Origin of the sequence: Caballeronia sp. LZ016 (assembly GCF_031450805.1) — a bacterium.
Taxonomy (GTDB): Bacteria; Pseudomonadota; Gammaproteobacteria; order Burkholderiales; family Burkholderiaceae; genus Caballeronia.
The window spans coordinates 159,976-185,157 of the sequence record NZ_JARTVY010000003.1; the positions used below are offsets into that span (position 1 = coordinate 159,976).

Annotated in this window: 22 protein-coding genes and 1 pseudogene; 15 read left to right on the forward strand and 8 right to left on the reverse strand. The window is 59.4% G+C overall.

Annotation, left to right across the window (positions count from 1 at the left end):
• Positions 1-16: 16 nt before the first annotated feature.
• Positions 17-451: a hypothetical protein gene (locus tag P9220_RS19765; RefSeq protein ID WP_309767031.1), complete on the forward strand. Its 435-nt coding sequence runs from the start codon at positions 17-19 to the stop codon at positions 449-451.
• Here the strand turns inward: P9220_RS19765 and P9220_RS19770 are convergent.
• A protein-coding gene (locus tag P9220_RS19770) for an IS3 family transposase (RefSeq protein ID WP_309766881.1) occupies positions 424-1,610 on the reverse strand; the annotation gives its coding sequence in 2 pieces (ribosomal slippage) (positions 424-1,316 and positions 1,316-1,610; 1,188 coding nt in all). The two genes, P9220_RS19765 and P9220_RS19770, sit on opposite strands and share 28 nt — an antisense overlap.
• Between P9220_RS19770 and gmtY the strand changes: the two genes are divergently transcribed.
• The 6 genes from gmtY to P9220_RS19800 all read left to right on the forward strand — a co-directional run bounded on the left by gmtY (position 1,552) and on the right by P9220_RS19800 (position 8,194).
• Positions 1,552-2,682 (forward strand): gamma-mobile-trio recombinase GmtY, encoded by a 1,131-nt coding sequence (gmtY, locus tag P9220_RS19775; protein ID WP_309767034.1) that lies wholly within the window; start codon positions 1,552-1,554, stop codon positions 2,680-2,682. The two genes, P9220_RS19770 and gmtY, sit on opposite strands and share 59 nt — an antisense overlap.
• Positions 2,683-2,710: 28 nt before the next feature.
• On the forward strand, positions 2,711-5,317 hold the full coding sequence (locus tag P9220_RS19780; protein WP_309767035.1) for a VPA1269 family protein: 2,607 nt from the start codon (positions 2,711-2,713) through the stop codon (positions 5,315-5,317).
• Entirely contained in the window at positions 5,314-5,976 is a 663-nt protein-coding gene (gene gmtX, locus P9220_RS19785; RefSeq protein ID WP_309767037.1) for a gamma-mobile-trio protein GmtX, read from the forward strand. Before P9220_RS19780 ends, gmtX begins: the two co-directional genes overlap by 4 nt.
• Positions 5,977-6,459: 483 nt before the next feature.
• Entirely contained in the window at positions 6,460-6,804 is a 345-nt protein-coding gene (locus P9220_RS19790; protein ID WP_309767040.1) for a hypothetical protein, read from the forward strand.
• A gap of 85 nt (positions 6,805-6,889) precedes the next feature.
• On the forward strand, positions 6,890-7,861 hold the full coding sequence (locus tag P9220_RS19795; RefSeq protein ID WP_309767236.1) for an SOS response-associated peptidase family protein: 972 nt from the start codon (positions 6,890-6,892) through the stop codon (positions 7,859-7,861).
• A gap of 111 nt (positions 7,862-7,972) precedes the next feature.
• A complete protein-coding gene (locus tag P9220_RS19800; protein ID WP_309767042.1) occupies positions 7,973-8,194 on the forward strand; it encodes a hypothetical protein in 222 nt (73 codons plus the stop codon).
• Positions 8,195-8,227: 33 nt separating this feature from the next.
• On the opposite strand, the gene ligD is transcribed toward P9220_RS19800, so the two are convergent.
• Positions 8,228-9,847, reverse strand: a complete 1,620-nt coding sequence (ligD, locus tag P9220_RS19805) for a DNA ligase D (protein WP_309767044.1) — start codon at positions 9,845-9,847, stop codon at positions 8,228-8,230.
• Here ligD and P9220_RS19810 point away from each other — a divergent pair.
• Positions 9,789-10,973 (forward strand): annotated as a pseudogene (locus P9220_RS19810) (IS3 family transposase). The gene ligD and the pseudogene P9220_RS19810 sit on opposite strands and share 59 nt — an antisense overlap.
• Here P9220_RS19810 and P9220_RS19815 read toward each other — a convergent pair.
• Complete coding sequence (locus P9220_RS19815) at positions 10,946-11,440, reverse strand: hypothetical protein (RefSeq protein WP_309767045.1); 495 nt, start codon at positions 11,438-11,440, stop codon at positions 10,946-10,948. The pseudogene P9220_RS19810 and the gene P9220_RS19815 sit on opposite strands and share 28 nt — an antisense overlap.
• 106 nt (positions 11,441-11,546) lie before the next feature.
• Here P9220_RS19815 and P9220_RS19820 point away from each other — a divergent pair, with 106 nt between their 5' ends.
• The gene (locus P9220_RS19820; protein ID WP_309767046.1) at positions 11,547-11,822 is read left to right on the forward strand and encodes a hypothetical protein; all 276 of its coding nucleotides are present in this window, start codon (positions 11,547-11,549) and stop codon (positions 11,820-11,822) included.
• A gap of 926 nt (positions 11,823-12,748) precedes the next feature.
• Here the strand turns inward: P9220_RS19820 and P9220_RS19825 are convergent.
• A complete protein-coding gene (locus tag P9220_RS19825) occupies positions 12,749-13,219 on the reverse strand; it encodes a DUF2934 domain-containing protein (RefSeq protein WP_309767048.1) in 471 nt (156 codons plus the stop codon).
• On the opposite strand from P9220_RS19825, the gene P9220_RS19830 reads away from it, so the two are divergent.
• On the forward strand, positions 13,209-13,988 hold the full coding sequence (locus tag P9220_RS19830) for an SET domain-containing protein-lysine N-methyltransferase (protein WP_309767050.1): 780 nt from the start codon (positions 13,209-13,211) through the stop codon (positions 13,986-13,988). The genes P9220_RS19825 and P9220_RS19830 overlap by 11 nt on opposite strands.
• A gap of 35 nt (positions 13,989-14,023) precedes the next feature.
• Here the strand turns inward: P9220_RS19830 and P9220_RS19835 are convergent, their stop codons facing one another.
• Positions 14,024-14,290: a hypothetical protein gene (locus P9220_RS19835; RefSeq protein ID WP_309767052.1), complete on the reverse strand. Its 267-nt coding sequence runs from the start codon at positions 14,288-14,290 to the stop codon at positions 14,024-14,026.
• A gap of 652 nt (positions 14,291-14,942) precedes the next feature.
• Between P9220_RS19835 and P9220_RS19840 the strand changes: the two genes are divergently transcribed.
• A complete protein-coding gene (locus P9220_RS19840) occupies positions 14,943-16,787 on the forward strand; it encodes an ATP-binding protein (protein WP_309767054.1) in 1,845 nt (614 codons plus the stop codon).
• A 426-nt stretch (positions 16,788-17,213) separates the two neighbouring features.
• On the opposite strand, the gene P9220_RS19845 is transcribed toward P9220_RS19840, so the two are convergent.
• Together P9220_RS19845 and P9220_RS19850 are read right to left on the reverse strand one after the other, a co-directional pair.
• On the reverse strand, positions 17,214-17,618 hold the full coding sequence (locus P9220_RS19845; protein WP_309767055.1) for a response regulator: 405 nt from the start codon (positions 17,616-17,618) through the stop codon (positions 17,214-17,216).
• Positions 17,619-17,633: 15 nt separating this feature from the next.
• Positions 17,634-19,088 carry an ATPase domain-containing protein gene (locus tag P9220_RS19850; RefSeq protein WP_309767056.1) on the reverse strand — a complete coding sequence of 485 codons (1,455 nt, stop codon included), beginning with the start codon at positions 19,086-19,088 and terminating at the stop codon, positions 17,634-17,636.
• Positions 19,089-20,414: 1,326 nt separating this feature from the next.
• Between P9220_RS19850 and P9220_RS19855 the strand changes: the two genes are divergently transcribed.
• Both P9220_RS19855 and P9220_RS19860 read left to right on the forward strand, forming a co-directional pair.
• Entirely contained in the window at positions 20,415-20,648 is a 234-nt protein-coding gene (locus P9220_RS19855) for an AbrB/MazE/SpoVT family DNA-binding domain-containing protein (protein WP_309767057.1), read from the forward strand.
• Between the two features lie 6 nt (positions 20,649-20,654).
• The gene (locus P9220_RS19860; protein WP_309767059.1) at positions 20,655-21,077 is read left to right on the forward strand and encodes a PIN domain-containing protein; all 423 of its coding nucleotides are present in this window, start codon (positions 20,655-20,657) and stop codon (positions 21,075-21,077) included.
• Between the two features lie 578 nt (positions 21,078-21,655).
• On the opposite strand, the gene P9220_RS19865 is transcribed toward P9220_RS19860, so the two are convergent.
• Entirely contained in the window at positions 21,656-22,240 is a 585-nt protein-coding gene (locus P9220_RS19865; protein ID WP_309767060.1) for an HNH endonuclease signature motif containing protein, read from the reverse strand.
• A gap of 158 nt (positions 22,241-22,398) precedes the next feature.
• Here P9220_RS19865 and istA point away from each other — a divergent pair, with 158 nt between their 5' ends.
• Both istA and istB read left to right on the forward strand, forming a co-directional pair.
• On the forward strand, positions 22,399-23,976 hold the full coding sequence (istA, locus tag P9220_RS19870) for an IS21 family transposase (RefSeq protein WP_309764531.1): 1,578 nt from the start codon (positions 22,399-22,401) through the stop codon (positions 23,974-23,976).
• 2 nt (positions 23,977-23,978) lie between these two features.
• Complete coding sequence (gene istB, locus P9220_RS19875) at positions 23,979-24,746, forward strand: IS21-like element helper ATPase IstB (RefSeq protein ID WP_309765432.1); 768 nt, start codon at positions 23,979-23,981, stop codon at positions 24,744-24,746.
• The last annotated feature ends 436 nt before the right edge of the window (positions 24,747-25,182 follow it).

Genomic DNA, 25,182 nt, shown 5'->3' on the forward strand with positions numbered 1-25,182 from the left:
CTATTTCTGTCGAGTGATGTTCGGCAGCATCAGAGCTAAGGTCCTCACGGACGAAACCGGCGTCTATACTGAGATCCCCGCCCTGGTCGCGGCGACGGGGATACTCGAGCCGCTGATTGATTATTTCCTCCATAGAAGCCACGATCGCAGTCTGGAATGGATGCGCAAGGTGACGCGATCGGTGCGGCTCTTTCTTGAGTACATTCAGCTTAACCCCGCCGAACGCGACCCTCATCAACTGTTTCAGAATTTCGCGAAGCGCCTGTACACAGGAACGTTCAATCGCGAAACAGGAATCGACGCCACGGGCCTTTGCTGGCCACCTCGCTCGCCGCACGACGCGGCACGCATCATCATCCATTTGAGCGACTTCTTCAATTGGTTGGGCGAAGTTGACCCTGCCTCCTTTCCACGTACAGCAAATTATGCAGCGATCATCCTAGCCTCGTAATCGACGGGAGTGGAGAAATCGATAGAGGTGTGCAGGCGTTGTCGATTGTAGTAGCCCTCAATCCAGTCGACGATATCCAGACGAGCCTGAGCGCGGGTTTCGTAGCGAACCTGATAGATTCGCTCGACTTTCAGGGTTTTGAAGAAGCTTTCCATTGGCGCGTTGTCCCATGCATTAGCGCGACGGCTCATCGAAACGTTCATCTTGAAGTCGGCGGCCAGTTTTCGGTACGCCCGACTTGCATATTGACTTCCGCGATCGGAATGTAACAACAACCCTGGCGGGGGCTTACGGTGCCAGCACGCGCCGCGCAGTGCCTGGCAGACCAGTTCCGCGTTGATGCGCTCTGACATTGACCAGCCTACGATGCGTCGGCTTGCCAGATCCAGAATGGCAGCTAGGTATAACCAACCTTCGCCGGTCCTGATGAAGGTGATGTCGCTGACCCAAGCCTGATCGGGCTGCCAGCCGTCAAAACGACGATCAAGCAGGTTGGGAGCCACCGGTAAGCGGTGTGTCGAATCCGTCGTCACCCGATACGGGCGTTTATAGACCGGCCGCAGCTCTAAGCGTTGCAGGCTACGGCGTACACGCTCAGCGCTGGCCGGCTGGCCCTGGATCCTTAATTGCCTTACGATCCGAGGACGGCCGTAGCTGCCGCGACTGGCGCGATGAATCGCTGCCACCTCCCGATCAAGCGCGGCGTTGGCCTGCGCTCGCTGACTTGGCCCGCGCTTACGCCACTGGCAATATCCGCTGCGCGACACCGTCAGGATGTGACACAGCCGAGTAACACTGTACTGGTCGCGGTGCTCGTCGATCCATGCGTACTTCACCGCGACCCCTTCACGAAGTACGCCGTCGCTTTTCGAAGGATCTCGATATCAAGTCGCGCACTGGCGAGCTCTTTGCGAAGGCGGCTGTTCTCCGCCTCCAGTTCGTTGACCGGGCGCGTCGGTCGCGTGCTCTTCACTTCGTGACTGTCGACCTCGCCGATACGTTGAGCAGCGCGACTGCGTCGACTCCAATTGCCCAAGGTTGCCACGGGCACTCCAAGCCTACGCGCGGCTTCGTGCTGCCCGACTGATTCGGCAAGCCTAATGGCCTCGACCTTGAACTCGTCCGTGTACTGCCGCTTTGGCACTAGCTTCTCTGACATTAAAACCTCCGTACAAACAGAAATTAGCAAATTCCTGCTGTACGTGAAATCGAGGCATGGTCAAGTTCGTCCCGAAGCAGCCAGCGTCAATCCTCGCTACGTCGGCAGCAGGTTCGATCGACAGATCGATGAAGCCGCTTACCAATACCGTAGAAGCAAGGCCTTCCTTGGGCATACGTGGGCATCGAATGCCACAGCGCGCGCCACAGGATATTGGCTTCGCTACCGGAGCATCCCGAAGGTCGCGCGAGGTGAGCCGCCAGCTTTTCCAGAACGTCACTTTGAAGCGTTGCTCTTCAAAGGCTTTCGTAACGGCGATCGTTACGACTATCGTGGCATCTTGATCACGCTACTGCTCCATGGCGCGGGATTTCGAGAGTCGGAGCCTTTTCACCTTTACGTGCAGGACGTATTTCCAGATCCCCAAGACCCGCGTCAAGCCAAGGTCCTTATCCACCATCCGCACTACGGGACCGCGCCTGCTGATTGGTGCGACGAGCGAGGGCGACCGCGTAAATCGAACCGGGCAGAATACCTCGGCCAGCGCTTCGGCCTTGTGCCGCGTACAGACTTGATGGACCGACGGCATGCTGGCTGGAAAGGCGGTATGCACGACGGTCCTTACTACAAGCAGGCGTACTGGTTCGTGCCGAAGTACGGCGAGTGGTTTCTGGAACTGTGGCATCGCTATTTGAAGCAGCTTGCGCATTTTGATCGGGATCATCCGTTCGCTTTCGTGAACCTGCGGCGAGAACCCTATGGTGCGATATACACCCTCACGCAATACAACAAGGCTCACGCGGCCGCGTGCAAGCGAATTGGCCTCGAAGTTGGTAAGGCGCTTGGCACAACTCCGCACGGGCACCGACACGCCTACGGCCAGCGTTTGAAGCACGCGGGAATCGACAAGCCAATGATTCGCCGCTTCATGCATCACGCATCGATCGAGAGCCAGGAGATCTACACACAAGCAAGCTTTAGCGAAGCCCGAGAAGCACTTCAGCAAGCGGCGCACCGGCTGGATGGACTTCTTGCGACGCCCCTGTCGGATTTGGTCCGTTCATCTGACTAGCCACATCTCCACGTGACCGAGCAAATACATGTACAAAACCTCTCCAACTAAGCCCAAGGCGCGTCGCAAGGCGGCAAGGACCGAGCGCAGCATGCGACGCGATTCGGATGCAACCCTGGCCTGGGTGCTGGAGTTTTATCCAGAACTTGCAGCCTGGAGAGGCTTCGCCTTGGAGTGGCTCGGTGGGGAAACGCATGGTCTATACCAAAGGCTGCAGGCCCTATCGACTTTCTTCGAGCGCTACCTCATCCTGCAGAGCCTGCCGCTGGACCCGAGTGTATTCCTAGCGCAAACGACACAGGTTCCAGAATTTCACCGAACGGCGTGTCCTGACTCTCCTTGGGGCATCAGCGCGAACAATCTTATTCACGCTTTCCTGCAGTTTGTGTTGCTTCGGCATTTCAGTCAGATTGGTAACAACGATAACGCCGTATTAATGCAGGGCTATCACAACCCGGTACGTCGTATGTCGAAAGCGGGGTTGCCGAAGCGCGGCGAGAGCGTTTATTCACCGCTGCCTTATGGCTACATCGACCAACTTCGGCAGATGCTGGCGGCGGGACCTCATTTTCGCGATTGGCAATGGGCACATGGTGCACTCGGGAGCAAGATCGGCCATATGGGTGCGAGCGCGCCTGATTGGCTCGACGTGACCGAAGACGAGATTGATCGCGACGATCCGGATTGCGTCTGGCGCATACGCAAGCTGAGTCGAAACTATCGCGGTGGTCAAGTGTTGCAGATGTGGAGTCCGGTCCGATGGGTTGCACTGCTTGTGAAGCTTATCTTGCCGTTACGAACTAGCCAGGTCCGTGTACTTGACTCCGGAGAGGCAGACACTTGGCGCTATGCGGCAGGACGTTGGGAACGAAACAGCAGCGACATTGCAGAAGGAAGCGAATCTCGACCGTTACAGCAGGGTGTGTTCCGGCGCGACTTTGATCGCAGCAGCAGCGAGGACGCACTAGCGGTCCTGTATATCAACACGAACAAGACCGCCGATATTTCGAAGTCAGGGCCAGAGAAGGGCTATTTGCTGCCGTGGATGCAAGGCGGAGCGGTTCACCAGAATGTTTTTTACTGGATCGAGAAGCTGCGCAACTGGCAACAGAAGTACAACCCCATCTCGCGTCGGACCTCATGGGCAGAACTTGATCGTCGACATATCATCGCCAAGACTGATTTTCAGTTGGCGCGCTATCCTGACGCGTGCTTTCTCTTCCGATTGCCAGAATATCCGACGGCACGAATGCGTAACTTCCCGCTTCAGGATCAGGCGCTCAATTCGTGCTGGTTTTATTTGCTGAAGGAATTCGAGTCACGGCTCGCCGGGCGCTCCGAGACTCACCACAACGGAACACCGATTCGGCTGCTGCCGCCCCAGACCAAGAGGAGGACGTTCTTCCCACTTCACAGTTTGCGAGTCTCCCTTGTCACTGCGCTGGCCTTGGAAGGACAGGTGCCGTTCCCTGTGCTGCAGAAGCTTGTCGGTCATAGCCGGTTGGTCATGACCTTGTACTACACCAAGCCTGGAGCCACCCATATTCGCGACGTCCTGCTCGATGCGAAGGCTCGCCTGGATGCAAATAAGAATGCGAGCATTCAGAACTTCTTGCTCGATACTGCACACGACGAACTTGTCCGAAGTGCAATCTGCAATAGTGTGAGCAGTGTTGCCGATGCAATCCCTGAGCATCCAGCGGCAAGAAACGCGTTGGGCTGGATGCCAATGCACCACGGCCTGTGCCTCGCTGGAGGAAATGCCAGCGATTCGATGGAGAATCGGTCGATTGGCGGATGCCATAACGGAGGTCCGATGGTTTTGCCGGGGACTGCCGTTGGCAACGCAAAGCACGCTCCTGTTCCGGGAGGGAATCGCAACTGCGTTCGATGCCGCTGGTTTGTGACGGAGCCTCACTACCTTCCATCGCTCGCCGCGCACTTCAACACGATCGCCTACCATTTCGACGAGGCCCGCAATGCTTGCCTCGTGAATGAACGCATGCTTCTCGACCTAAAGAAGCAGAAGGCTGACGCTGAAGACGCTGGCAAGATCTTCCTTCATCTCGATGCCTTTCGGCAGGCTGAGCGCGTGTGGGAAGGGTCGATGAAGCGATTCAACGACTTCGCGGAAGATCTCACCGCTTGTTGGCGGCTCATTGAGCGCTGCAAGGCTGCGCTCGACCGGGCCGTCGAAGACTCTACTCAACTGGTGGCGGTGGGCACCGCGAGCGATGTGCACATCGCGTTCGAAGAGACCGAATCGGAATTGCTTCAGCTCGCTGGGGTTTGCGACGACGTCGAGCTCTATCCGGATCTCGATGCAGGCAAGGCAGTCTTCCGTCGTAGTCAGTTGCTCGATGCCGTGCTTTATCGCGATCACCTTGCGCCCGTCTTCATGACGCTGGGCGAAGAAGAGCAACTCCGCGTTGGCAATGCATTCATGCGCCGTCTCGCGCGGCAGATAAACCCCGCTAATCCAATGCTGGGAACGCGGCAGGTCATCAACCTGATGGACGCCGGCCGGAGTCTGAGCGAGCGATTTGGCGTTGATTTCGCCACGTTTCTGCCGGAATGCAATGCCGCCAGCATGCTTAAGCGCAAGCCTCAAACAATCGACGAGTCGCAAGCATGAACAGCGTGACATTCGACCACCCGAATGTGCTTCTCGGCACGCTGCTCGCCAAGGGTGGTCGCGCCCATCGGCTTGCTCGGCTAAAAGCGCTGCACGACATTTGTCGCAGGCATCAGGAATCAGGCTCGCGCGATTTTTCTCTCTCAACCATCGGTCGCCTGGCGGAGGCGGAAGGCATCCTAAAGGGGCGCGTCCTCTACAACATGCAATCGGCAGACTACCGCAAGCTGATTTTGGCCTGGGCGACGTATGCCGGGCCCCCGACACTTCGACCATCGAAACCGCTGGCAAGCCACGAATACCTCATGCGTATTCACGACCCCGCGATCCGCTCCATCATGCAAGCAATCATCGGGGAGCGAGACAAGCTCCGGGCCGAGGTCAACCTTCTGAAATCCCACGCTCAAGTCGTCGTGGATCGACGCCCAATCGGTGTGCGCGCGTCAGGAGCCGCCATCGCGTTGCCAACAACGACGAACGGCCACAACGCGCAGCTCACTCCTTCAGAACTTGAAGCGCTGGGGAAGGCGGTCTCTGCCGACTACCTCGAAAGACATGGCTTACACGAAGGCAGCCATGGCGAGATCGTGAACGAACACGGTCGGACAGTGTTCGATGTCGGCTTCGCGCGTGCAATACGAAAGATCCTCGGAGCTTGAACAGCCGATAACCGAAACGATGTAGTTCGATGTATGCATACATCGAAACGGAGAGTCCTTGGCGACCCCACCGCAGAACGCCTTCACGCTTTTCGCCCTCAAACTATGTACTTCACGGGTATAGGTCCAGATGCCGGGATGAATGGACTCGACATGTTTGGGCAGGGCCGCCATTTTGCATAAGTACTGTATGGATGTACAGTACTTTACATCGAAATCTGCAACATGGAATTGCGCCCTTTTTTGCCAGCGTCGGCGCATGCATGCGTATGCTGGAGCCCATTGCCCATTCGAAGGGCGGATCGGTAAGACTTCCGGCCAGCGTGGTCCGACCCGCGGAGCCGCGCAGGAACAGGCGTTGATTCTCGCGTCCGTGTCCGCACTTGCAATCAACCAGGCGTGAACGCGCCTCGCGGTCAACATCGAGAAACGAAGGACGAGAGGGAACAACCTGAACGAACAACCCAAAGGAACAACCACCCTATGGCTGACTCAGATATCAACGAAGTGGCGCAAGCGCGTGCGGAACTGCTGTGCTTCCTGGTTGCAACCGTCGCGGCGTCGCGCTCGCTTACGCAGGAGTGGCGAGTCGATCATGTGGTGGAGAGCTGCCGCATCCGGCTTCGGCGTAACCACCTCTGGATGGACTGGCTCGATCGCGTACGGCTCGGGCAGCTGGCGCTCAGAATCGCAAAGCAAGATCTAAAGGGCGCCGGGATCGCGGTGCGCCAGTCGAATGTGCAGGCGCTCTTTACCGGCGATATGCAATTGAACTATGGGTGCACCGTCATCAAGAAGATGCTCGCGCTGTGCAAAGAGGCGCTGTGAAAGATCGGCATCGATGCGACCGGGAACGGTGCACCGCAGCCACGGATCCGCAACAGCACGACGGCACCAACGGGGGACCTCACGCATGTGTTATTCAGCACAGATTCAGGCCGACTACCGTCGGTACGTGAAGTTGTTCGGCGCGCAGATGGATATTCGCGAGTTCACGCGACTCTTCTGGGAACGCGCTGAAGGCAGCAAGGCCAAGATCCCCAAGGCGATGGAAGACGCTTCTCGTGAGCCCGCGACCGATGACGAGCGTCAGATCAAGACGTTCATTGACCGGTTCAACGCGGAGCAGGCAACCCGGCTCGAACAGGATCTGTTCAAGCAACGCACACGGCTGGCGGATGCAGAGCGGTCGCTGCAGACGAAGGTGACCAAAGCGGCAACCGAGAGCAAGCGCATTGCCACGGACAAGATCGATGCCGCGCTACGGCGCCTCACCGATCTCGATCGTTGCGAGCCGGAACCGCGTGATTCGCGCATTTTTCCCGGCTACTATGCGCCGGTGCTTGTGGTCGAAGACGGGCAGTATGTCGTTAAGCCGATGCGCTATCAATGCCGCATAGCGGGCAAGCCTGCGAACTACGACATCAAATTTCCCGGCACGTACAACGCGCGGCGCGACAGCCTGGACAAGTTCTGGAAGCCGTGCTTTGGCCATACGCACGGCCTGCTGCTCGTCGACGTCTTCTATGAGAACGTCATGCGCGCGAAGTGCGAGAACACCTTATTTGAAACGCATGCCGGACCGCAGGCGCCGGGCGAGAACGTCGTCCTCGAGTTTCGTCCCAACAACGGCCAGTTGCTGATGGTCGCGTGCCTGTGGTCCAGGTGGACGGCGCCGGCTCAGCCGGATCTGTTGTCGTTCGCGGCCATCACCGACGAGCCGCCGGCCGAGGTCGAAGCCGCGGGCCATGATCGCTGCATCGTCCCGATCAAGCGAGAGCATGTCGACGCCTGGTTGCATCCGCAGGCGTCCGACCTCGCCGCGCTCGATGCCATTTTGGAAGATCGAGACCGGCCGTACTACGAGCATCGACTCGCGGCGTAGAGGGGGCGTAGTGGCGACCAGCGGTGATGCTTTGGCCGGCGACGTTTGGCCGGAAACGCTCGGAACGCTCCTTGCTCGTCGGTCATTGTTATTTTCTCAGGAGATGCGACGATGGCAGGTGACAACTCGTATAAGCCCGGTGAAATCGTCAAGGTGTCGGGTATCTATTCCGTAGTTCACGACGATGGACAAGACACCTTCGAGGTGACGTGTGTTGAGGGTGAGCACTTCCCGCCCACGCGCACTGGCAAGGGCGCGCACTATGAACTCAAATACGGCGCGACGCACTCGCATAAACATGGCGAGCTCAAGGGCACCGAAGCGCGTGGCTAGCGTTTGATTCGCCAGCGTGAGATTGCGACTTCCCTAGCGCTTCATGCCGACCGCCCGGCGCATCGCGGCGGTGATTCCTTGCCGCGTGCGCCAGTAGCCTCCCCACGGATCGGTGGTGAGCGTCCGTTGTCGGTGGATGGCTTGTGCCATCGTCCATTGGTCGCCGCTTTTCACGTCACTCAATTCATCCCATGAGACCGGCATCGACACCGCCATGCCGGGGCGTGCGCGCACGGAAAACGCGGCCACCGTGCTGGCGCTCCGACCGTTGCGCAGGTAGTCGATGAAGATCTTGCCCACGCGGTTCTTCGGACCGAGGACCGCTGAAAAACGCTGCGGCACCACGCGTGTCATATGCTGGGCGACCGCCTGGGAAAACAGCTTGACCTCATCCCACCCCTGTCGCCGGTTGAGCGGCACGACAATGTGAAAGCCTTTGCCGCCGCTGGTCTTCGCGAACGAGCGCAATCCCAGCTCATCTAGCACCACCTTCACGAGCGCTGCCGCTTCGAGCATGGCCGACCACGGCAACGCAGGATCCGGGTCGAGATCGAAGATGACCCGATCCGGATACTCCAGATCAGGCGCCGCGCCATTCCATGAGTGAATCTCGACGACGCTCATTTGAGCGAGTCCAATCAGCGCGTCGGCGGTGTTCGCCACCAGCAGCGGCTTGTGTCCCGGATACAGACTCACAGGCAATTCTTGGATGCCGGGAATGCGCGCGCGCTCGGAGTGCTTCTGGAAGAACAGCTCGCCGGCGATGCCGTCGGGCGCGCGTACGAGCGCAAGGGGGCGGGCATGTAGATAGGGCAGCGCCCACTCGGCGATAGCGTCGTAGTAACGCACGATGTCGAGCTTGGTGTGCCCTGATGCTTGATCCATCACGCGCTGCGGATTGCTGATCTTGATGTCGCCGACGATGACCGTCCCGCGCGGCCCGGGCCGCTCGCGCGTCGAGCCGATCTGCTGAAGACCCTCCACACACGGATTGTCGATGACCTTCTCTTCCGTCACCGCACGGGCCGGCTTGTCTTCGCGCAGCGCGTGAAAGACCGGATGGCGGACTTCGCCATTGGGCGTCCATTCGAGGAAGGCGACCTCCGCCACGATGTCCGGCTTGAGCCAGTAAAACTCGCGATCGCGCTCGGGTTCCGGCGCGTTATAGAAGGCCGGTTGGCCCTGCTGCAAACCCTGCGCGCGCTTGCTGAAGGCAGCACTTCGTGCGGGCGTGAGGTGAGGCGCAACATGGCCGGCATACCGGAGCATGCCATCTGGCTCGTAGACGCCCAGCAGCAACGAACGCACGCCTGATTTCGCGCCCTTCACACGCGAAAAGCCGCCGACCACGAACTCTTGTCTCAGCGTGCACTTGAGCTTGATCCAGTCGTTCGAGCGTCCGGACCGGTAGGGCGCATCGGCCCGCTTGCCAATGATGCCTTCGAGCTGCATCTTGCACGCCGAGGCGACGAGTGAAGCCGGATCCTGGGCGAAATCGTCGGAATAGCGCAGGAGCGGATTCTCGACGCTTTGACCATGCCTCGATTTCACGTACAGCAGGAATTTGCTAATTTCTGTTTGTACGGAGGTTTTAATGTCAGAGAAGCTAGTGCCAAAGCGGCAGTACACGGACGAGTTCAAGGTCGAGGCCATTAGGCTTGCCGAATCAGTCGGGCAGCACGAAGCCGCGCGTAGGCTTGGAGTGCCCGTGGCAACCTTGGGCAATTGGAGTCGACGCAGTCGCGCTGCTCAACGTATCGGCGAGGTCGACAGTCACGAAGTGAAGAGCACGCGACCGACGCGCCCGGTCAACGAACTGGAGGCGGAGAACAGCCGCCTTCGCAAAGAGCTCGCCAGTGCGCGACTTGATATCGAGATCCTTCGAAAAGCGACGGCGTACTTCGTGAAGGGGTCGCGGTGAAGTACGCATGGATCGACGAGCACCGCGACCAGTACAGTGTTACTCGGCTGTGTCACATCCTGACGGTGTCGCGCAGCGGATATTGCCAGTGGCGTAAGCGCGGGCCAAGTCAGCGAGCGCAGGCCAACGCCGCGCTTGATCGGGAGGTGGCAGCGATTCATCGCGCCAGTCGCGGCAGCTACGGCCGTCCTCGGATCGTAAGGCAATTAAGGATCCAGGGCCAGCCGGCCAGCGCTGAGCGTGTACGCCGTAGCCTGCAACGCTTAGAGCTGCGGCCGGTCTATAAACGCCCGTATCGGGTGACGACGGATTCGACACACCGCTTACCGGTGGCTCCCAACCTGCTTGATCGTCGTTTTGACGGCTGGCAGCCCGATCAGGCTTGGGTCAGCGACATCACCTTCATCAGGACCGGCGAAGGTTGGTTATACCTAGCTGCCATTCTGGATCTGGCAAGCCGACGCATCGTAGGCTGGTCAATGTCAGAGCGCATCAACGCGGAACTGGTCTGCCAGGCACTGCGCGGCGCGTGCTGGCACCGTAAGCCCCCGCCAGGGTTGTTGTTACATTCCGATCGCGGAAGTCAATATGCAAGTCGGGCGTACCGAAAACTGGCCGCCGACTTCAAGATGAACGTTTCGATGAGCCGTCGCGCTAATGCATGGGACAACGCCAATGGAAAGCTTCTTCAAAACCCTGAAAGTCGAGCGAATCTATCAGGTTCGCTACGAAACCCGCGCTCAGGCTCGTCTGGATATCGTCGACTGGATTGAGGGCTACTACAATCGACAACGCCTGCACACCTCTATCGATTTCTCCACTCCCGTCGATTACGAGGCTAGGATGATCGCTGCATAATTTGCTGTACGTGGAAAGGAGGCAGGGTCACTTTGCATCAACTGGTGCAGTAGTGCTCGACGCGCACGCAGCGGCTGTTCGCGGAGGTCGGCGCCGTTGAGCCACAGCAGATCGAAGACGAACAGGACGATATCGGCCGTACTGCGCCGGTCGAAGGCGGTTTGCAGTGCGTTGAAGTCGGGCTTACCCGTCGCATCAAGGACGACCGCCTCGCCGTCAATCCATGCGGTATCGGCCGGTATGGCCTCAAGTGCTGCGCACAGCCGCGGCATGCGCTCCGTCCAGTCGTGCCCATTGCGCGTCACGAGCCTCACGTTGCCCCGCTCGATGCGCGCGAGCATGCGATAGCCGTCGAACTTGATCTCGTAGGACCAGTCGCCTTCGCCAGGATGACGTTCAACCAGCGTCGCCAGCTGCGGCTCGATCAGCCGGGGCATTTCGCCAGGCAGCGCGTCAGGTGAGCGCACGCGTGTCGCTCGTGAACCGCTCCAGCGCCCCATCTCAGTCGTCCCCGCCCGGTGGCAAACCACCGCCGCCATCAGCGTCGTGGTCTTTCCAATAGAGATTCGGCGGATGAAGCGCCTGCGTCGTGTCAATCCCGGCCATCTGGAGGGCTGCATCGATGCACTGCAGTTCGCGGTCGAAGCGCATGGGCTAGCGCGACGGCGGATCATCGTCGCCTACCGGCGTCATGCCGTCATGGATGACGAGGGCGTATCGGGCAACGAGCAGCGCATCGACGAGCTGGGCTTCCCGTTGGGCTTGTTCCAAGAATGTAGTCGCTTTCATGGCGGCGCCTCCCGCACTGGATTACGCAAGCGTTGCGCCTGGGGAGCGAAAGCACGGTAAGCCGTTGCCTATGTGAGACACGTTGAAGAGGACTTGCAGTTGAGCGCTAAGGGTTTATACTGGGGTTGTCTCCTCCATGTCCACCGATATGGATTCAACCCGCTCAACTGAGCGGGTTTTTCTTTGGTCCGCCTGTTCTCGTCCACCGAGCGCAGTTGCCACTCCACAATCAATCTACTTCGATGAGTCGCAATCCTAAAAATAGAAAACGCGGCGTACCCATTCAAGCTAACGCAGTCGGCTGCGAGAGGTGAGGCCCCGTCGGCATACCCTTGACTTTACGTCGGCACATCGCGATTCGGATCGGTGCGCGTTGAGCTTGTCGTTGTTGGGCCACACCCGAAATAAAAGGGCAGCCACAACAACCGCGATCTACAGACCGGAGACATTAGGCGTTATGTCCGCATATCGGTCTTGTGCAGTCGTGGGCGCGGATTGCGGTGGGAGCAGGAAGAAAAGCCCGCCTGGACTTGGGACGGGCCGAATCCTTAACATCCACGATGCGTCTCGCCAAGGGGACGCAGTATTAGCTTAGGTGGCGAACCGGAGATTACAATAAAAAGAGCTCGCGCTCGGGGGCAGAGGCGGGCTACTGCTCCATTCGCCGAGAGAAAGAAAGACGAGGAGGAAACCCCTAGGTCAACAATCCTCATGCCTGACGCGTAGGCTATCTCCCCGCAGGCCCGATGCCCGGTGTTGGCGGCCAGTTCGCTCTTGTACACGGCGACACGGCGGCGGCTTGCGGCGAACTGGAACGCACATACCCCGGCGAAGATCGTTCATTGACCGTGCGCCCGACACGCGGCCCTGGACATGCCATCAAGGAAGAACAACGCTCCAGTATCGGGCGCAGTCCTCAATCGACGGTCGCTGTGCCGGGGGCCGCAGGGCGACATTGCGCTTGGGACCATCACAGCAGTAGCGCTTCACATCGCCGCTTTTTTCTTTCCTCCTGCAGCCGGGCCGACTGTTGTAGCAGCCGCCTTGCGTTTGGTAGTTGTCGCTTTCTTTGCGGCGCCCGTCGCGCTTGTCTGCATGCGGCTATCGATGCCGGCTCCCACTTCTGCTAATCCTGACGATCTGTCGGGATCGGGGGCAACTTGCTTCGAAGCGCGCACGTCGCCTTCCCGCGCCGAGGGTGAAGCGGCGATGGTTTTGGACATTTGTCCAGTAAGCTGGGCCTGCTCTTCGAGAAGCTGTATGGCCAGATACCAATAGTGCTCATCGCGCCCTTCCCATCGGCCGTCTGCTTCCCATAGACGGTAGGCGCGCTCGCGCACCTCTTCTTCGTCGAAAGTCGCCAACATTGAGTTCCTCATTGCAATTTGCTCGGCGAGCGACGCTCGCGCGCGCGTCAAAAAAGGGTTATCCAGCGGCAGACGATTGATGAGCTTCACGGCCGTACGCCGCTCACCGTCCGTAGACGGAGCGGATCTTGACACGCTGTCCGCGAGCTTCGCCGAGCACCTCGACGATTCGGTCCCGATAGCGGGCCAGCGTACCGCGAGGCGGCTTGCGCTTGATAGGGCGGTCAGTCGATCGGGGCATATGCTTCTCGAGTACAGCGTTGAGCGATCATTCAACGCCGCAGGCCTGACCGCGACACATTTTTTCGCTTCTACACATTCAATGCCGATGCGTCGCACCGCTGTCCGTTTGTCGCCCATTCATGGCCGGGGCGTGTTCGCGCTCACGCGCATCAACGCCGGTGATGTGCTGTTCGAGTACAAAGGCAAGATCCTGAGCTGGAAGGAAGCACAGCGCCAGTACGAGCGCTCGGCCGCGGAGGCAGGCCACACGTTCTTCTTCGATCTAGACGATGGACGCGTGATCGACTGCGGGCAAGGCGGAAACTCGGCGCGCCGGGTGAACCACAGCTGCGCGCCGAACTGCGAGACGGAGCAGCAGGGCAGTCGCGTCAATTTGCACGCGCTGCGTAACATCGAGCCAGGCGAAGAGCTGCTCATTGACTATCGACTGTTCGTCGAAGGGCGCCGGACGGCCGCCCTCAAGCGGCTCTATCAATGCCACTGTGGCTCACCCGCGTGTCGAGGGACGATGCTCGCGCCATCGTGGCCCGGCAGCCGGCACAACGCGCGGAAGACTGCCGAACCGCTCTTCAGGCGGAAACGGGACACAGGCCGTCGCCGATTAGACTGCAACTGAGCCGCACCTTGATGTCTTAGGCTCGGGCCCGCACGCTATTTGGTTTTCGACTTGTTGGGAGTTCCGAACAGGCTCTGGTGAATTGACGCACGTACGTCGAGCGCTATCGCGGCTTTCGAGGCCTCGAGCGCCGACAGGCTGCCTTTGAGACAATACAAGACGACACGTGCCTGAGTCGGGTCGGCACCGCTAAAGATTGCTTTAGCCAGGCGCTCTGACTGCGCTTCAATCATGCGGTGACAATCCGCGATCCGATGGTCCGTCGACGAGCCTTGCAGCAGCTCATGCTCGTTCGTTGTCACGGTGCCCCCGGCGCCAGCGCGCATCAGGAGCAGGAGAGACTTCGAAAGACTCGCGCGTGGCTCGCTGCGAAGCGCTGTCGAGCCGCGAGCAGAATTGTTGGCTATGCATGCCGTTCTCCAGATGTGTCACCGGAAATCAGCGGCACGGGTGATCCATAGTACGCGAAGTAAGGAAAGGTCGTTGGTGCACGCCTTCTTGTTTCCGCCCGCGCACTCCGCCAATACTAGGTGTTGGGATGAGCCGGTTCAGCATGAGCGAAAGCTCCGGCAAAGGCAAGCCGAAGAAGTAGCGTCTCGGGTGCGCACAGAGGCGGCGATCGACCACCGGCCTTTCCTTCGCAGCAAAGGACGCCGGTCGCTGTGCGTCACTGGCTAGGTTGCCCTTCCCATTGCCATGTCCTCTTTTTCCCCAGGCGACCCACGTCACGCGGCGACCGGATACGCTCGTGAATAGCACTTCTCGCGTGGAGTTAGCAATGTTTTGAATCCCCGCGATTCGGACGCGACATAGGGCGGGAACGTCGGGCGCGGGGCAACTTGCCGCTCGACGCCCCCTCAATCGAGCGCTTTTTGAGAAAGTACAACGTTAGTCGACATGCCTCAACGCGTCGGCACCCCATCGACGAAGCCAGGTGTGCCAGGTGAGCGTGCCGTGGCACGTTCGCTGCTAACAGAATTCCGATCGTGCATTGCGCCATGCATTTACGGGGGCCGGGAGGACGCTATCACAATGGACACAGGCCGAGTGCTATCAGCCGACACGTATAGTATCGTCTTCAAGCTGCTTCCTAGTCCCTGCCTTCTATTGGCTGTCGACGACGGCTATACGATCCTCGATGCAAACGACGCCTATCTGCGCGAAACGATCAGCGATCGCCACGATCTGATCGGCCGCCCGGTGTTCGATGCGTTTCCTGACGATCCCACGGATCAGAAAACAAACGCGACGGAGGTGCTCGCCGCGTCCCTAGAGCGTGTCGTCCGGCTGCGCCGCACCGACGCGATGGCGCTGCAGCGCTACGACGTACCCGATCGCTCGAGCGATACCGGGGCGTTCATCGTGCGCTACTGGAGTCCCATCAATATTCCTCTGCTGAGCCAGGATGGCTCGGTAGCGGCCATCATCCACCGGGTCGAAAACGTCACCGACTTCGTGGCGGAAGTGCACAAACGCACTGCGGCGTCATATGACCAGTCGAATGAACGCGGAATTGAGCACGTCGACAGTGAGTCGGAGCTGATTCGTCGAAGCCGGCAGTTAAAGAACTCCAACCAGGAATTGCGAAGGCTCAGCGAGGAGGCATTCGCGCTTGCGGCCCGTCTCAAGGACGAGAGCATCAGGAAGGACGAGTTCTTAGCGATGCTCGGGCATGAGCTCCGCAATCCGCTGGCCGGTCTCGCGTCGGCGTTTCAGCTTATTGATTTGAGCGACGCAGCGACGGGCGTGCCGCAGGAGATCAGCTCGCTCATCAACCGCCAGATCGGTACGCTGACCCGGCTGGTCGACGATCTTCTCGATGCGTCGCGGGTCTCGCGCGGCGCGATCCGGCTGCATCGCGAATCGATCGATTTGCGCATGGTCATCGAAACCGCTGCGTACTCGGTGAGGAGAGACTTCGAGACGAAGGGGCATTCGCTCGTCATCGACCTCGCGCCAGGCGATTATGCGATGAACGGCGATGCCACGCGCTTGCAGCAAGTCGTCGCGAACCTGCTGTCGAACGCCGTGAAGTTCACGGACCACGGCGGCAGCATTCGCATGCGTCTGTGCGCGAACGGGAACGACGCGCAACGCAGAGCCGTTCTCACCGTCGAGGACAATGGACGCGGGATTCCTGCTCGCTACCTCGAATCGATCTTCGAATTGTTCGCGCAAGTAAACGCGCCACTGGACCGCTCCGAGGGCGGACTCGGCATCGGCCTGAATCTCGCGCGCCGCTTGGTGGAACTGCACGGCGGCACGCTCGTGGCACAGTCCGAAGGCGAGGGAAAAGGAAGTCAGTTCGTTGTGGAGTTGCCTCTTTCGAGGGCGCCCGCCGAACAGCCGGTGCCGGTCACGGATCACTTTTCTCTTTTTCCCGATCAAGACGTGTCCATCCTGCTGGTGGAAGACAATGAAGACGTAAGAGCGGCGACTGCCGCGTTGCTGGAATCGCTCGGCTATGCGGTCACGACGGCGTCGGACGGCACAAGCGGGCTGGACGCGATGGTGAAGGAAACGCCCACGGTAGCCATCGTCGATATCGGGTTGCCTGGTATCGACGGCTTCGAGGTGGCGCGGCGGGCGAGAAACATTCTCGGCGACAAGCGCCCGTACCTGATCGCGCTCAGCGGATACAGCGGCTCGGAGGTCAGCGAACGCGCGATACAAAGCGGCTTCGACGATTCGTTCGTTAAGCCGATAGACGTCGGACTGCTGCAGCGGACGATTCGGCATGTGACGGCGACGATTGGCGCGCTCGAGGGACACGGATATTCGGGAGCCCGGAATATGTGAACGCAGAGCCAACAGCAGCGGTTGTTGGTGAACTGCTGGGTTCCTGAGGGTGGCGCTTCCCGCAAAACGATGCCGCCGGTATGAACGCTGACCCACCGACCTGGCAGTATTGCGAGCTGATCGATGCAGCTCCGCTATAGAACAAAAAGCCAGCGCTGGTTTCAGCGTCACGCCGCTCAGTGCTCGGTTACTTGACTCATACGCGGTCGTATCGCTTCACGCCCCCCCCCCCCCGGCTGCGATCGTCAACGCAGCGAGCTCCACGTTTGACGAACGATGGACCAGGTTGGCTCCAAGCCGGCTCGATGAAGTCGAGCCGCAATAGCTCCCTAAAACACAGTTGGCGGTTGGTTCATTGCGAGCCGGCTTCACGCGCTGTCATACTACGCATGGCGACGTCTCCGTGGACATGCGCATTGGCCTATTTTATGAGGTGTTGTTGTCGTTGCCTGAAAAGCTGCGGTGACCAGTTACCGATGGCACGAGCGAATTCGCGAGGCGGAGGAGTTCGTCGGGGGGGTAAGGCTTATCTAAAATGGCGTTGAACAACGTTGCATGCGCACGCGCGATCGCGCCCTGAGCTGCGGTTGCGAGAATGATTGGGATACCGGCGGAGTCCTCGCAGCCCCTTAACGCTTGGGCAAGTTCCAGCCCCGACATTATCGGCATCATGAAATCAGTCACGACAAGGCTTGGCCTAACGGAGCGGATCAATTCCAAGGCTGATTTGCCGTCGCTTGCGGAAGACACCACAAAGCCCTCTTCTTGGAAGAGGTAGCACAAGAAGTCGGTAATCGCCTGCTCATCGTCGACGACGACAATGGTGGTCATGCTACGCGCCTCTCTTCATTCTACGGCCGTTTGGTCGCTGCTCGCGACGGCCTGTGGCATCGTAGAGGCGGTGGATGGCATCGGACCTACAACGCGGATGCCACCCGCCGATATTTCGGCTTCCGCAATCGAGGGATCGAACGCACTGTCACGCAGCTTGATGATCGTCATTCCGCGGCGAAGCTTCGATCTGTCCATCGCATGATGCATGCCAATAAGGCCGTCGAGCATGCTGATAAGCCGCGGAGCCGGATTTGTCACGGCGGGACCGAGGATCTGTTTTGTTTCCCAGGTACCAACGGTAGTTACGCCAATGGCCCTGAGCTCGTTCGTCAGCGCCGCGAAGAACTCAGCTAGACGGTCCGGGACCACCGCTGCGCTTTCGAATCCGCCCATGCCGTCGATGAACAAGCGCTTGATGCCGTGCTCGCGCACCGCGTGCAACAGCTGCCTGCCGAGTCTATCGAGCAGGTTTTCGGTGAGCGGGTTCCACATTACGCGCAGCGCGCCAACCTCTGTCATCTGTCGCAACGGCATTTCGAGCGTTTCTGCTTTTGCCAATAGCCGCTCCGGCGTTTCGTAGAAGCCAAAGTGAAGCGCGGGTTCCTGTGGCGTGCCTAGCCGCAAGAAATTCAACCCAAACGTGGTTTTGCCGCTGCCCGCGGGGCCAATGACAAGCGACACCGACTCGGCGGGCAGACCGCCGGCCATGCGTTCGTCGAGGTTGGCAACGCCTGTCGCAATTCGTCGAGCGGGCAATAGTTCCTTCGCGGACGGTGTCGCGAGGAGCGCTTCAAGACGCGGATAAACAATGATGCCTTGGTCCGCGATCTCGTAAGTGTGAAGCCCGCCGAGCGACGCGCTTCCCCTCGATTTTGCCACCCGGAGACGCCGCACTGTGCGCGAACCAAACAACTCCTCCCGTAGCTGAACCACGCCGTCGACCATAGTGTGCTCCGGACTGGAATCGTTGGCGTTCGCGCTTGTGAGGAAAAAGACGGTGCACCCGGTGAAGGCAGCGTGACTTTGCAGCTCCGACACGAATGACTTGATATCAAGGTCATCGGTAGCCTGGTCGCGCGTATTGAGCAATCCGTCCAGGATCAATATGGTTGCGCTTTGTCGCCTCAACTCAGCGCGCAGCACCTCGACGAGGGCCAGCAGCCCTTCATCCCGGAAAACTTTCAGCAGGCTGATATACGTCACTTGCGCGCCCACCCGACGCGGCTCATAGAAGCGCAAGGTCGAGAGAGATTGAAACAACCGATCATGCGATTCGGCCAGCAGCGTCACATATAGGACGCTTCGCCCCTGCCGCATCTGAGCAAACGCGATCTGATTCGCAAGGATTGTTTTCCCCGAACCGGGCTGGCCCTGAATGATGTAAGACGAACCGGCCACGAACCCGCCGCCGAGGACGTCATCAAGCCCGGGGACATCACTGATCAATCTGCTTAAAGCTTTCGTCATGGCGACCCGTCTGTAATTCTAAAGTACCGTTCGTTAGCCAAACTACCTATGTCAGACCGATTCTATGCCGAAGTAATCGGGTGACCGCCGGTGACGAACGATGTCAACCGGCTCTTGGATTCGCTCACCGCGGAGCGTTGACCCAGAGCTGGCTAGTCAATACTCGTGCTGCGCACCGACGGACGAGCGCATCGATTGCTGCTTGCTCGGCGCGCGCTGCTCGATGAAACAGGCGCAGCGACGAGCGGACGGACCGTTATGAAGTTATATGCTGTGGCCGGCGCGCCCAATCACGCCGGAGTGGATCGGCCCTTGATCGGCCGTCACGTCGTAAGGATCTTCGGCTGACGCCGCTGGCTGACGTGGATTCTAAAGGGCCGATAGGGAATGATGTGGTACATGAGGCGCTCCATTGGTCGAGACACGCGCCTCTGCAGGGATGTTACACGGATTCCGAGTATAGCCACTTACTCGCTAGGCTGGCGAGACTCTTTCTCGGATCCGTTGTTCACCGGAGGCCGTGTAACGCGGTAATGTGGTCGGACTATCGATATCTTCCAAATACCGTCTATCTCAACGGCTTGCGGGACTTCGTTGCCAACTCGCTTCGCTGCGGACCTGCCCGCAAAGAGTGAACTGTTTTTCGATCGCGTCCGGTGGTTTCCAGCAACACATGAGATCGGTCCGCGAACACCCTCGCCCGGTCAGTGCGATGACGCTTTGTCACAACGGGATCAGTCTTCCCCTGGTTGTGGCCGAGCAGGCCACGCGCGAACACACCCGGGAGCTTACGGTCACAGATAGCGCGCAGCAGCAGCTCAGGCGTCAACACCGGTTACCAGGCGTGCAAGGCGGCAGTCCATCGTCGGAAAAGGGATGGGCTCGGTCTCACGCGTATCCTGCCAATCGCTTTGCACGAGCTGCCAGACGCCATTTCGCTGTGCAAGTGCGAACTGATGCGTATTGCAAACGTCAAGTACCTCCGGCGCGGTGGTTTTATTTGCAATCCTAACTCGCCGCCGGCAGGATCGACGATCAGCACTGGGTCAACACTCCTATGATAGGCAGCGTTCGTTCCAGCGCCCGGCATTTTCGCACACTGCCAACGAATCGTCCGGACGTCAGATCTCATTAGCCCGCCGATGTACACTGGGTCGACCGGATCATAAGACGCGCGTGCGGAGTGCCGGCGAACCGCAACGGCGTGTTGAGACCGCGCTCGCAGGGAAGGTGTTTGCCGTCGGGACGTCACCTGACGGGTTCGGACTTGATTAGAAAACCGGGTCGGATATACAATGCGTATAACGTGTATCCACGGGAATGATCATGCAAGTCGCAAAATGGGGTAATAGCCTTGCCGTGCGGCTGCCCGCGAGCGTTGTCGACGCGCTTGACTTGAAGGAGGGCGACGATATTGAGATTTACGCTGACCGTTCGGGCGCATTCTCTGTCAGCAAAAAGCCCACCGTTGCCGAGCGGATCGAGCGCCTGCGCAAGTATCGGGGACGTCTGCCCGCGGACTTCAAGTTTGATCGGGAATCACTCGCTGACCGGGGATAACGCCGAATGACAGTGGCAGCACCGACTCGGTTTGCCGTCGATAGCAACGTAATCGTCTATCTGTTTTCTGACGACGCCGCAAAGGCTGACAGGGCTGAGGCATTGGTGGCTGGCAGAAATTCCAAGCCAGTCATCAGTACTCAGGTGATGAACGAGGTCACGCTTGTGATGAGCCGGAAGATGGGCCTATCGTGGCCTGAGATCGAGCGCATCTTGGACGACGTCGAAGCGTTTTGCGAAGTCGTGCCACTGACACTTGAAGTTCACAAAGAGGCACGTCGGATTGCAGCGCACTACGGATTCCGGTTTTACGATTCCTGCATCATTGCTTTCGCATTAATCGCAGATTGCGAGGTCCTTTACAGCGAAGACATGCACCATGGTCAAGTCATCTTCGACAAGCTGACCGTGATCAACCCGTTTCCTTGAGCAGACCGGCCTGACGCCGCGAACAACTGCGCGTCCCCGGCCGCGTCTTGTTACTTGATCGTAGGCTCGATCAGAGGCGTACGCGATCACACATTTAGAGCATCTAAGTCTGACATAGAGGAATCTACGGCAGCCGCGTGGCAGTACTATGTAGTCTTCGCGTCGATAGATTGCCAGAGGCGAGTCACCGATGATTCGCGGTAGCTCGTTCATGAATCGAAGCTTCGCCCGGCGGACCTGGTCTGACCGAGTTCGGCCACAAACTGCCGGTCACATGCACCGCCGGCAGGCCGCTCAAGCGTCGGCTCTGCTTCGCAACCGGCCATCTGATTGTCACAAGGCGAGCGCTCGTTCATCGGCCTTAGCCGTCGTTGGAGAGGCCAAGCTCGGACGTCAGCAATTTGGCGGGTCGCCGACGGTGACGGCGTCAAGCATCGGGAGAATACTTTCAGCATATGCCGCCTCCAGTTCCGACAATAACCGGAACTAGCCCCTATGCGTTCGTAAGCCTGGAAGCCGTCGTTGCATTGTACCGTCCGCGTCTTTGCCTTACGAACACGAATCCCCGATTCCCTCCCTTAGAGCGGTCCCTTCGTCACGAGGTTGGCGGCATGAAATGCGGCGTTGACGCCCGCTCTCTTCTGTTTGCGCATCTCTTCCCTTCTGACGAACTCACCTCGGTGCATCTCAAGATATTGAGCTTGGGCGGTGGTGGGCGTCACGCGCAAGTCACCGATGAGTCCCAGCCTGTTCAGGTCTTCGGCACTCAGCGACTCGGACACGAGGGCTGCCCCCGAGGGAGTGAACGAGATAAGATATCGGTCGTAAAGCGCATCCAAGTTTGCTGACAGGAGCAGCCCATTGTTCTCATCAACGCGCTGCTCATCGGTTTCGCACCGGCCCCATGCGAGTGCGTGTGAAGCTCGTAACGCCGCAGAAAGACCCAGGCCGCTAACCGCACAACGGCCCTCAAAAAGCCGCATCAGATCGTCACGGTAACGCCCCTGCCCCCGTCTCGCCTTCGTGACTCTCTCGTACATGGCTGCGCTTAAACTTGGCCGGCGCTTCTGCAGCTCAGCCCATTCACGCGCCTCGAGGATATCCTCGGACTCAACTTCGGGCGGCTGATAGGATGAGCAGAGGGCAGCCGTGATGGCGTGCACCAGTACTATCGCAGAATGGCCCCGATGGGCGGGCAAATTCCCCCACCTGTGGGCACCTCAAAATCCCCCACCTAGAGACACGCGGAGCATGATGCTGACGCGGTCTGGCAGGACGTTACCTTGCACCTCTCGAAGAATGAACAAGAGGGGTGGCTGGAGTGAACGTCTTGAAGCCGCATCTGCAAACAACCATCGCCACACTCGTCGCTGCGGGCAAATGTCAGCGGGAAATCTCCCGGGTTACCGGGGTTGATCGGAAGACGATTCGCAAGTACCAGGAGCAATTCGCAGCGGCGCAAGCAAATTCCCCCACGGTGCCCACCGGCTGCGCGCTGCAAATTCCTCCACCATGCCCACCGACAAAGGGCAGCCAGATATCAGCTTGCGAGCCTCACCGGGAGTTCATAGAGGCTCAATTGCGGCTTCGGCGCAATGCCATGGCCATCTACCAGGATCTGGTGGACCGATTTGGTTTTGTCGCTGGATACGACAGCGTCAAGCGGTTCGTGCGGACAATGCGTCAGCACGAGCCGGCCCAGTTCGACCGGCTGGACTTCATGCCTGGCGAAGAGGCGCAGGTTGACTATGGCGAAGGCGCCCTGACCAGGGTGCCGGGCACCAACCGATACCGCAAGCCCCGGCTGTTCGTGATGACGCTGCGTTACTCGCGGCGCAGCTTCCGCCGCGTCGTGTGGAAGTCCAGCAAACAGGTCTGGGCTGAACTGCACGAGCAGGCCTGGCGCCACTTTGGTGGCGTCACGCAGTACGTCGTTCTCGACAATCTGAAGGAAGGCGTAGTCAAACCGGACCTGTACGAGCCGGAGCTCAATCCGGTGTATGCCGCCATGCTCGCTCACTACGGCGTGGTGGCGGACCCAGCCCGCGTACGGGATCCGAATCGCAAGGGCACCGTCGAGAACGCAATCCAGCACACTCAGGGCACGGCCCTGAAGGGGCGACGATTCGAATCGATCGAGGAGCAAAACGCCTTCCTTGATCAATGGGAATCGAACTGGGCGGCCAGAAGGATCCACGGCAGCACCCGTCGCCAGGTTCAGGCGATGTTCGAGGAAGAGCGCCCCCATCTAGGTGCTTTGCCCACGCGCAGTTTCGAATACTTCACCGACAAGGTCTACACGGTCTGCGACGACACGTGCGTACGGGTGGATCACAGCAGCTACGCCGCCCGACCGGCTCTCATCGGCAGCCAGGTGCTCGTACGCAAGTTTGCCCGTCGCCTGGAAGTCCGCAACCTCCAGACACAGGCATTGCTGCGCACGCACGTTCTGGCCGACAAGCCGGGATCAGTGGTGTTGCCGCACGATGAGCGACCGTTCAATCCCTCCCGGGAAACGCGCCGCATCTTGTTGCAGGCCAAGGCGATCGGGCCGTCGGCCGAGCGTTTGTGTCAGCAGCTGTTCGATACGGAAGGGAGAATCGGTCAGCGCAAGCTCTGGGGCATCGTCGGTCTCGCCCGGCGCTACCCCCGCCGCCTGATCGATTCGGCGTGCGAGATCGCTGTGAGAGAAGGTGTGACCAGCTACAAGCAGGTCAAAGCGCTAACCGAGCGTCTTCTGGAGCAGGCGCTGGCTGAACTGGACACGCCCATCCAGGGCGAACTGCCCTTGACTCAAGAACATCACCTCATCCGGGACGGCGACGACTATGCCGACCTGTTCACCCTCGGCGCCAGTCATAGCGCCGCCATGTCATCACCCAACGGAGATCTCTCTTGAGCATGAGCCTCGCTGAAATTGACCGCGCGCTGCGCGAACTGCGTCTGTCTGGCATCAGCGCGACGCTGGAAACGAGGGTGCTGCAAGCCCAGGCCAGCCAGCAGCCGTTCCTCGAAACCTTCTCCATGATTCTGCAGGACGAGCTCGATCGGCGGCAATCCAGGCTTCTCGAACGACGTTATCAGCAGTCCGGTCTGGACGAGCGAAAAACCTTGAGTGACTTCGACTGGTCCTTCAACCCCAAAGTACCTCGTCAGGCTTGCTTCGAGTTACATACCCTGAAGTTCGTCGCCGACAGCGACAACGCATTGCTGATAGGAAAAACGGGCACCGGCAAAAGCCACGTCGCCAAGGCCATCGCCTACAACGCCACCCTGCAGGGAAGGAAGGTGCGCTACGTCGAGTCCGACACCGTGTTCGCCGGCTATGCTGTGGAAACGCGGGCCGATCAGGACCGTCTGCTCAAGGCACTCGTTGAGCCCGAACTTCTCGTGCTTGACGATCTGTTCCTCGCCAAACGCATCCCTGATGCCGCGGCCGAACTGCTGCAGACCCTTGTTCACCAACGATACAAGCATCGCCGCAGCATTCTCGTCACATCCAACCGCATCGTCCAGGACTGGGGGCGCTACCTTCGCGACAGCACCATGGCCTCGACGATTCTTGACCGTCTCCTGCATCGCTCAAAACTCCTCGAGTTTGAAGGAAAGAGTTATCGCCTCCGGGAAGCAGCGACCAGGCTTGCCGTCACTGAGGAATCCGACGCATAATCCACTGGTCCTGCCTGGGGGAATTTAGCCGCCCACAGGTGGAGGAGTTTGAACTGCCCATCCGGGAATGGTGCTCGCTCACTCGAAGATATTGCTCCTCAACTCCATCTTCCCGCTGCCCTTTAGGTTTCTCAGGAGTCAAATGAAGATGTGCGACGGGTACACCTGTGGCCTCGGCCAGCGCAGCAAGGTCAAACCCGATCGTCTTGCGGTTACGGGAGCCACCTTCCGACATCAGAAACGGGATCCCGAGGAGAAAGTCCATTCGCTGCATGTCGTTGGGCTCGTACCCGACATAGTGGCACTTGCCTTGGTCCTTCTTCCCATTCTACAACGACAGTCTTGCCATTCTCTGAAAGGCCGCGGCCGCTCGACCGAATCTTGAAACCCTCGCGAGCGAGTGCGGCCAGCAATCCGCGAGTTCGCGAACAGGCGG

Coding starts and splice junctions, on each gene's coding strand:
- P9220_RS19765 (WP_309767031.1), top strand. CDS start 17: ATGTTCGGCAGCATCAGAGCTAAGGTCCTCACGGACGAAACCGGCGTC.
- gmtY (WP_309767034.1), top strand. CDS start 1,552: ATGGCCTCGACCTTGAACTCGTCCGTGTACTGCCGCTTTGGCACTAGC.
- P9220_RS19780 (WP_309767035.1), top strand. CDS start 2,711: ATGTACAAAACCTCTCCAACTAAGCCCAAGGCGCGTCGCAAGGCGGCA.
- gmtX (WP_309767037.1), top strand. CDS start 5,314: ATGAACAGCGTGACATTCGACCACCCGAATGTGCTTCTCGGCACGCTG.
- P9220_RS19790 (WP_309767040.1), top strand. CDS start 6,460: ATGGCTGACTCAGATATCAACGAAGTGGCGCAAGCGCGTGCGGAACTG.
- P9220_RS19795 (WP_309767236.1), top strand. CDS start 6,890: ATGTGTTATTCAGCACAGATTCAGGCCGACTACCGTCGGTACGTGAAG.
- P9220_RS19800 (WP_309767042.1), top strand. CDS start 7,973: ATGGCAGGTGACAACTCGTATAAGCCCGGTGAAATCGTCAAGGTGTCG.
- ligD (WP_309767044.1), bottom strand. CDS start 9,847: ATGGCCTCGACCTTGAACTCGTCCGTGTACTGCCGCTTTGGCACTAGC.
- P9220_RS19820 (WP_309767046.1), top strand. CDS start 11,547: ATGAAGCGCCTGCGTCGTGTCAATCCCGGCCATCTGGAGGGCTGCATC.
- P9220_RS19830 (WP_309767050.1), top strand. CDS start 13,209: ATGAGCTTCACGGCCGTACGCCGCTCACCGTCCGTAGACGGAGCGGAT.
- P9220_RS19845 (WP_309767055.1), bottom strand. CDS start 17,618: ATGACCACCATTGTCGTCGTCGACGATGAGCAGGCGATTACCGACTTC.
- P9220_RS19850 (WP_309767056.1), bottom strand. CDS start 19,088: ATGACGAAAGCTTTAAGCAGATTGATCAGTGATGTCCCCGGGCTTGAT.
- P9220_RS19855 (WP_309767057.1), top strand. CDS start 20,415: ATGCAAGTCGCAAAATGGGGTAATAGCCTTGCCGTGCGGCTGCCCGCG.
- P9220_RS19860 (WP_309767059.1), top strand. CDS start 20,655: ATGACAGTGGCAGCACCGACTCGGTTTGCCGTCGATAGCAACGTAATC.
- istB (WP_309765432.1), top strand. CDS start 23,979: ATGAGCCTCGCTGAAATTGACCGCGCGCTGCGCGAACTGCGTCTGTCT.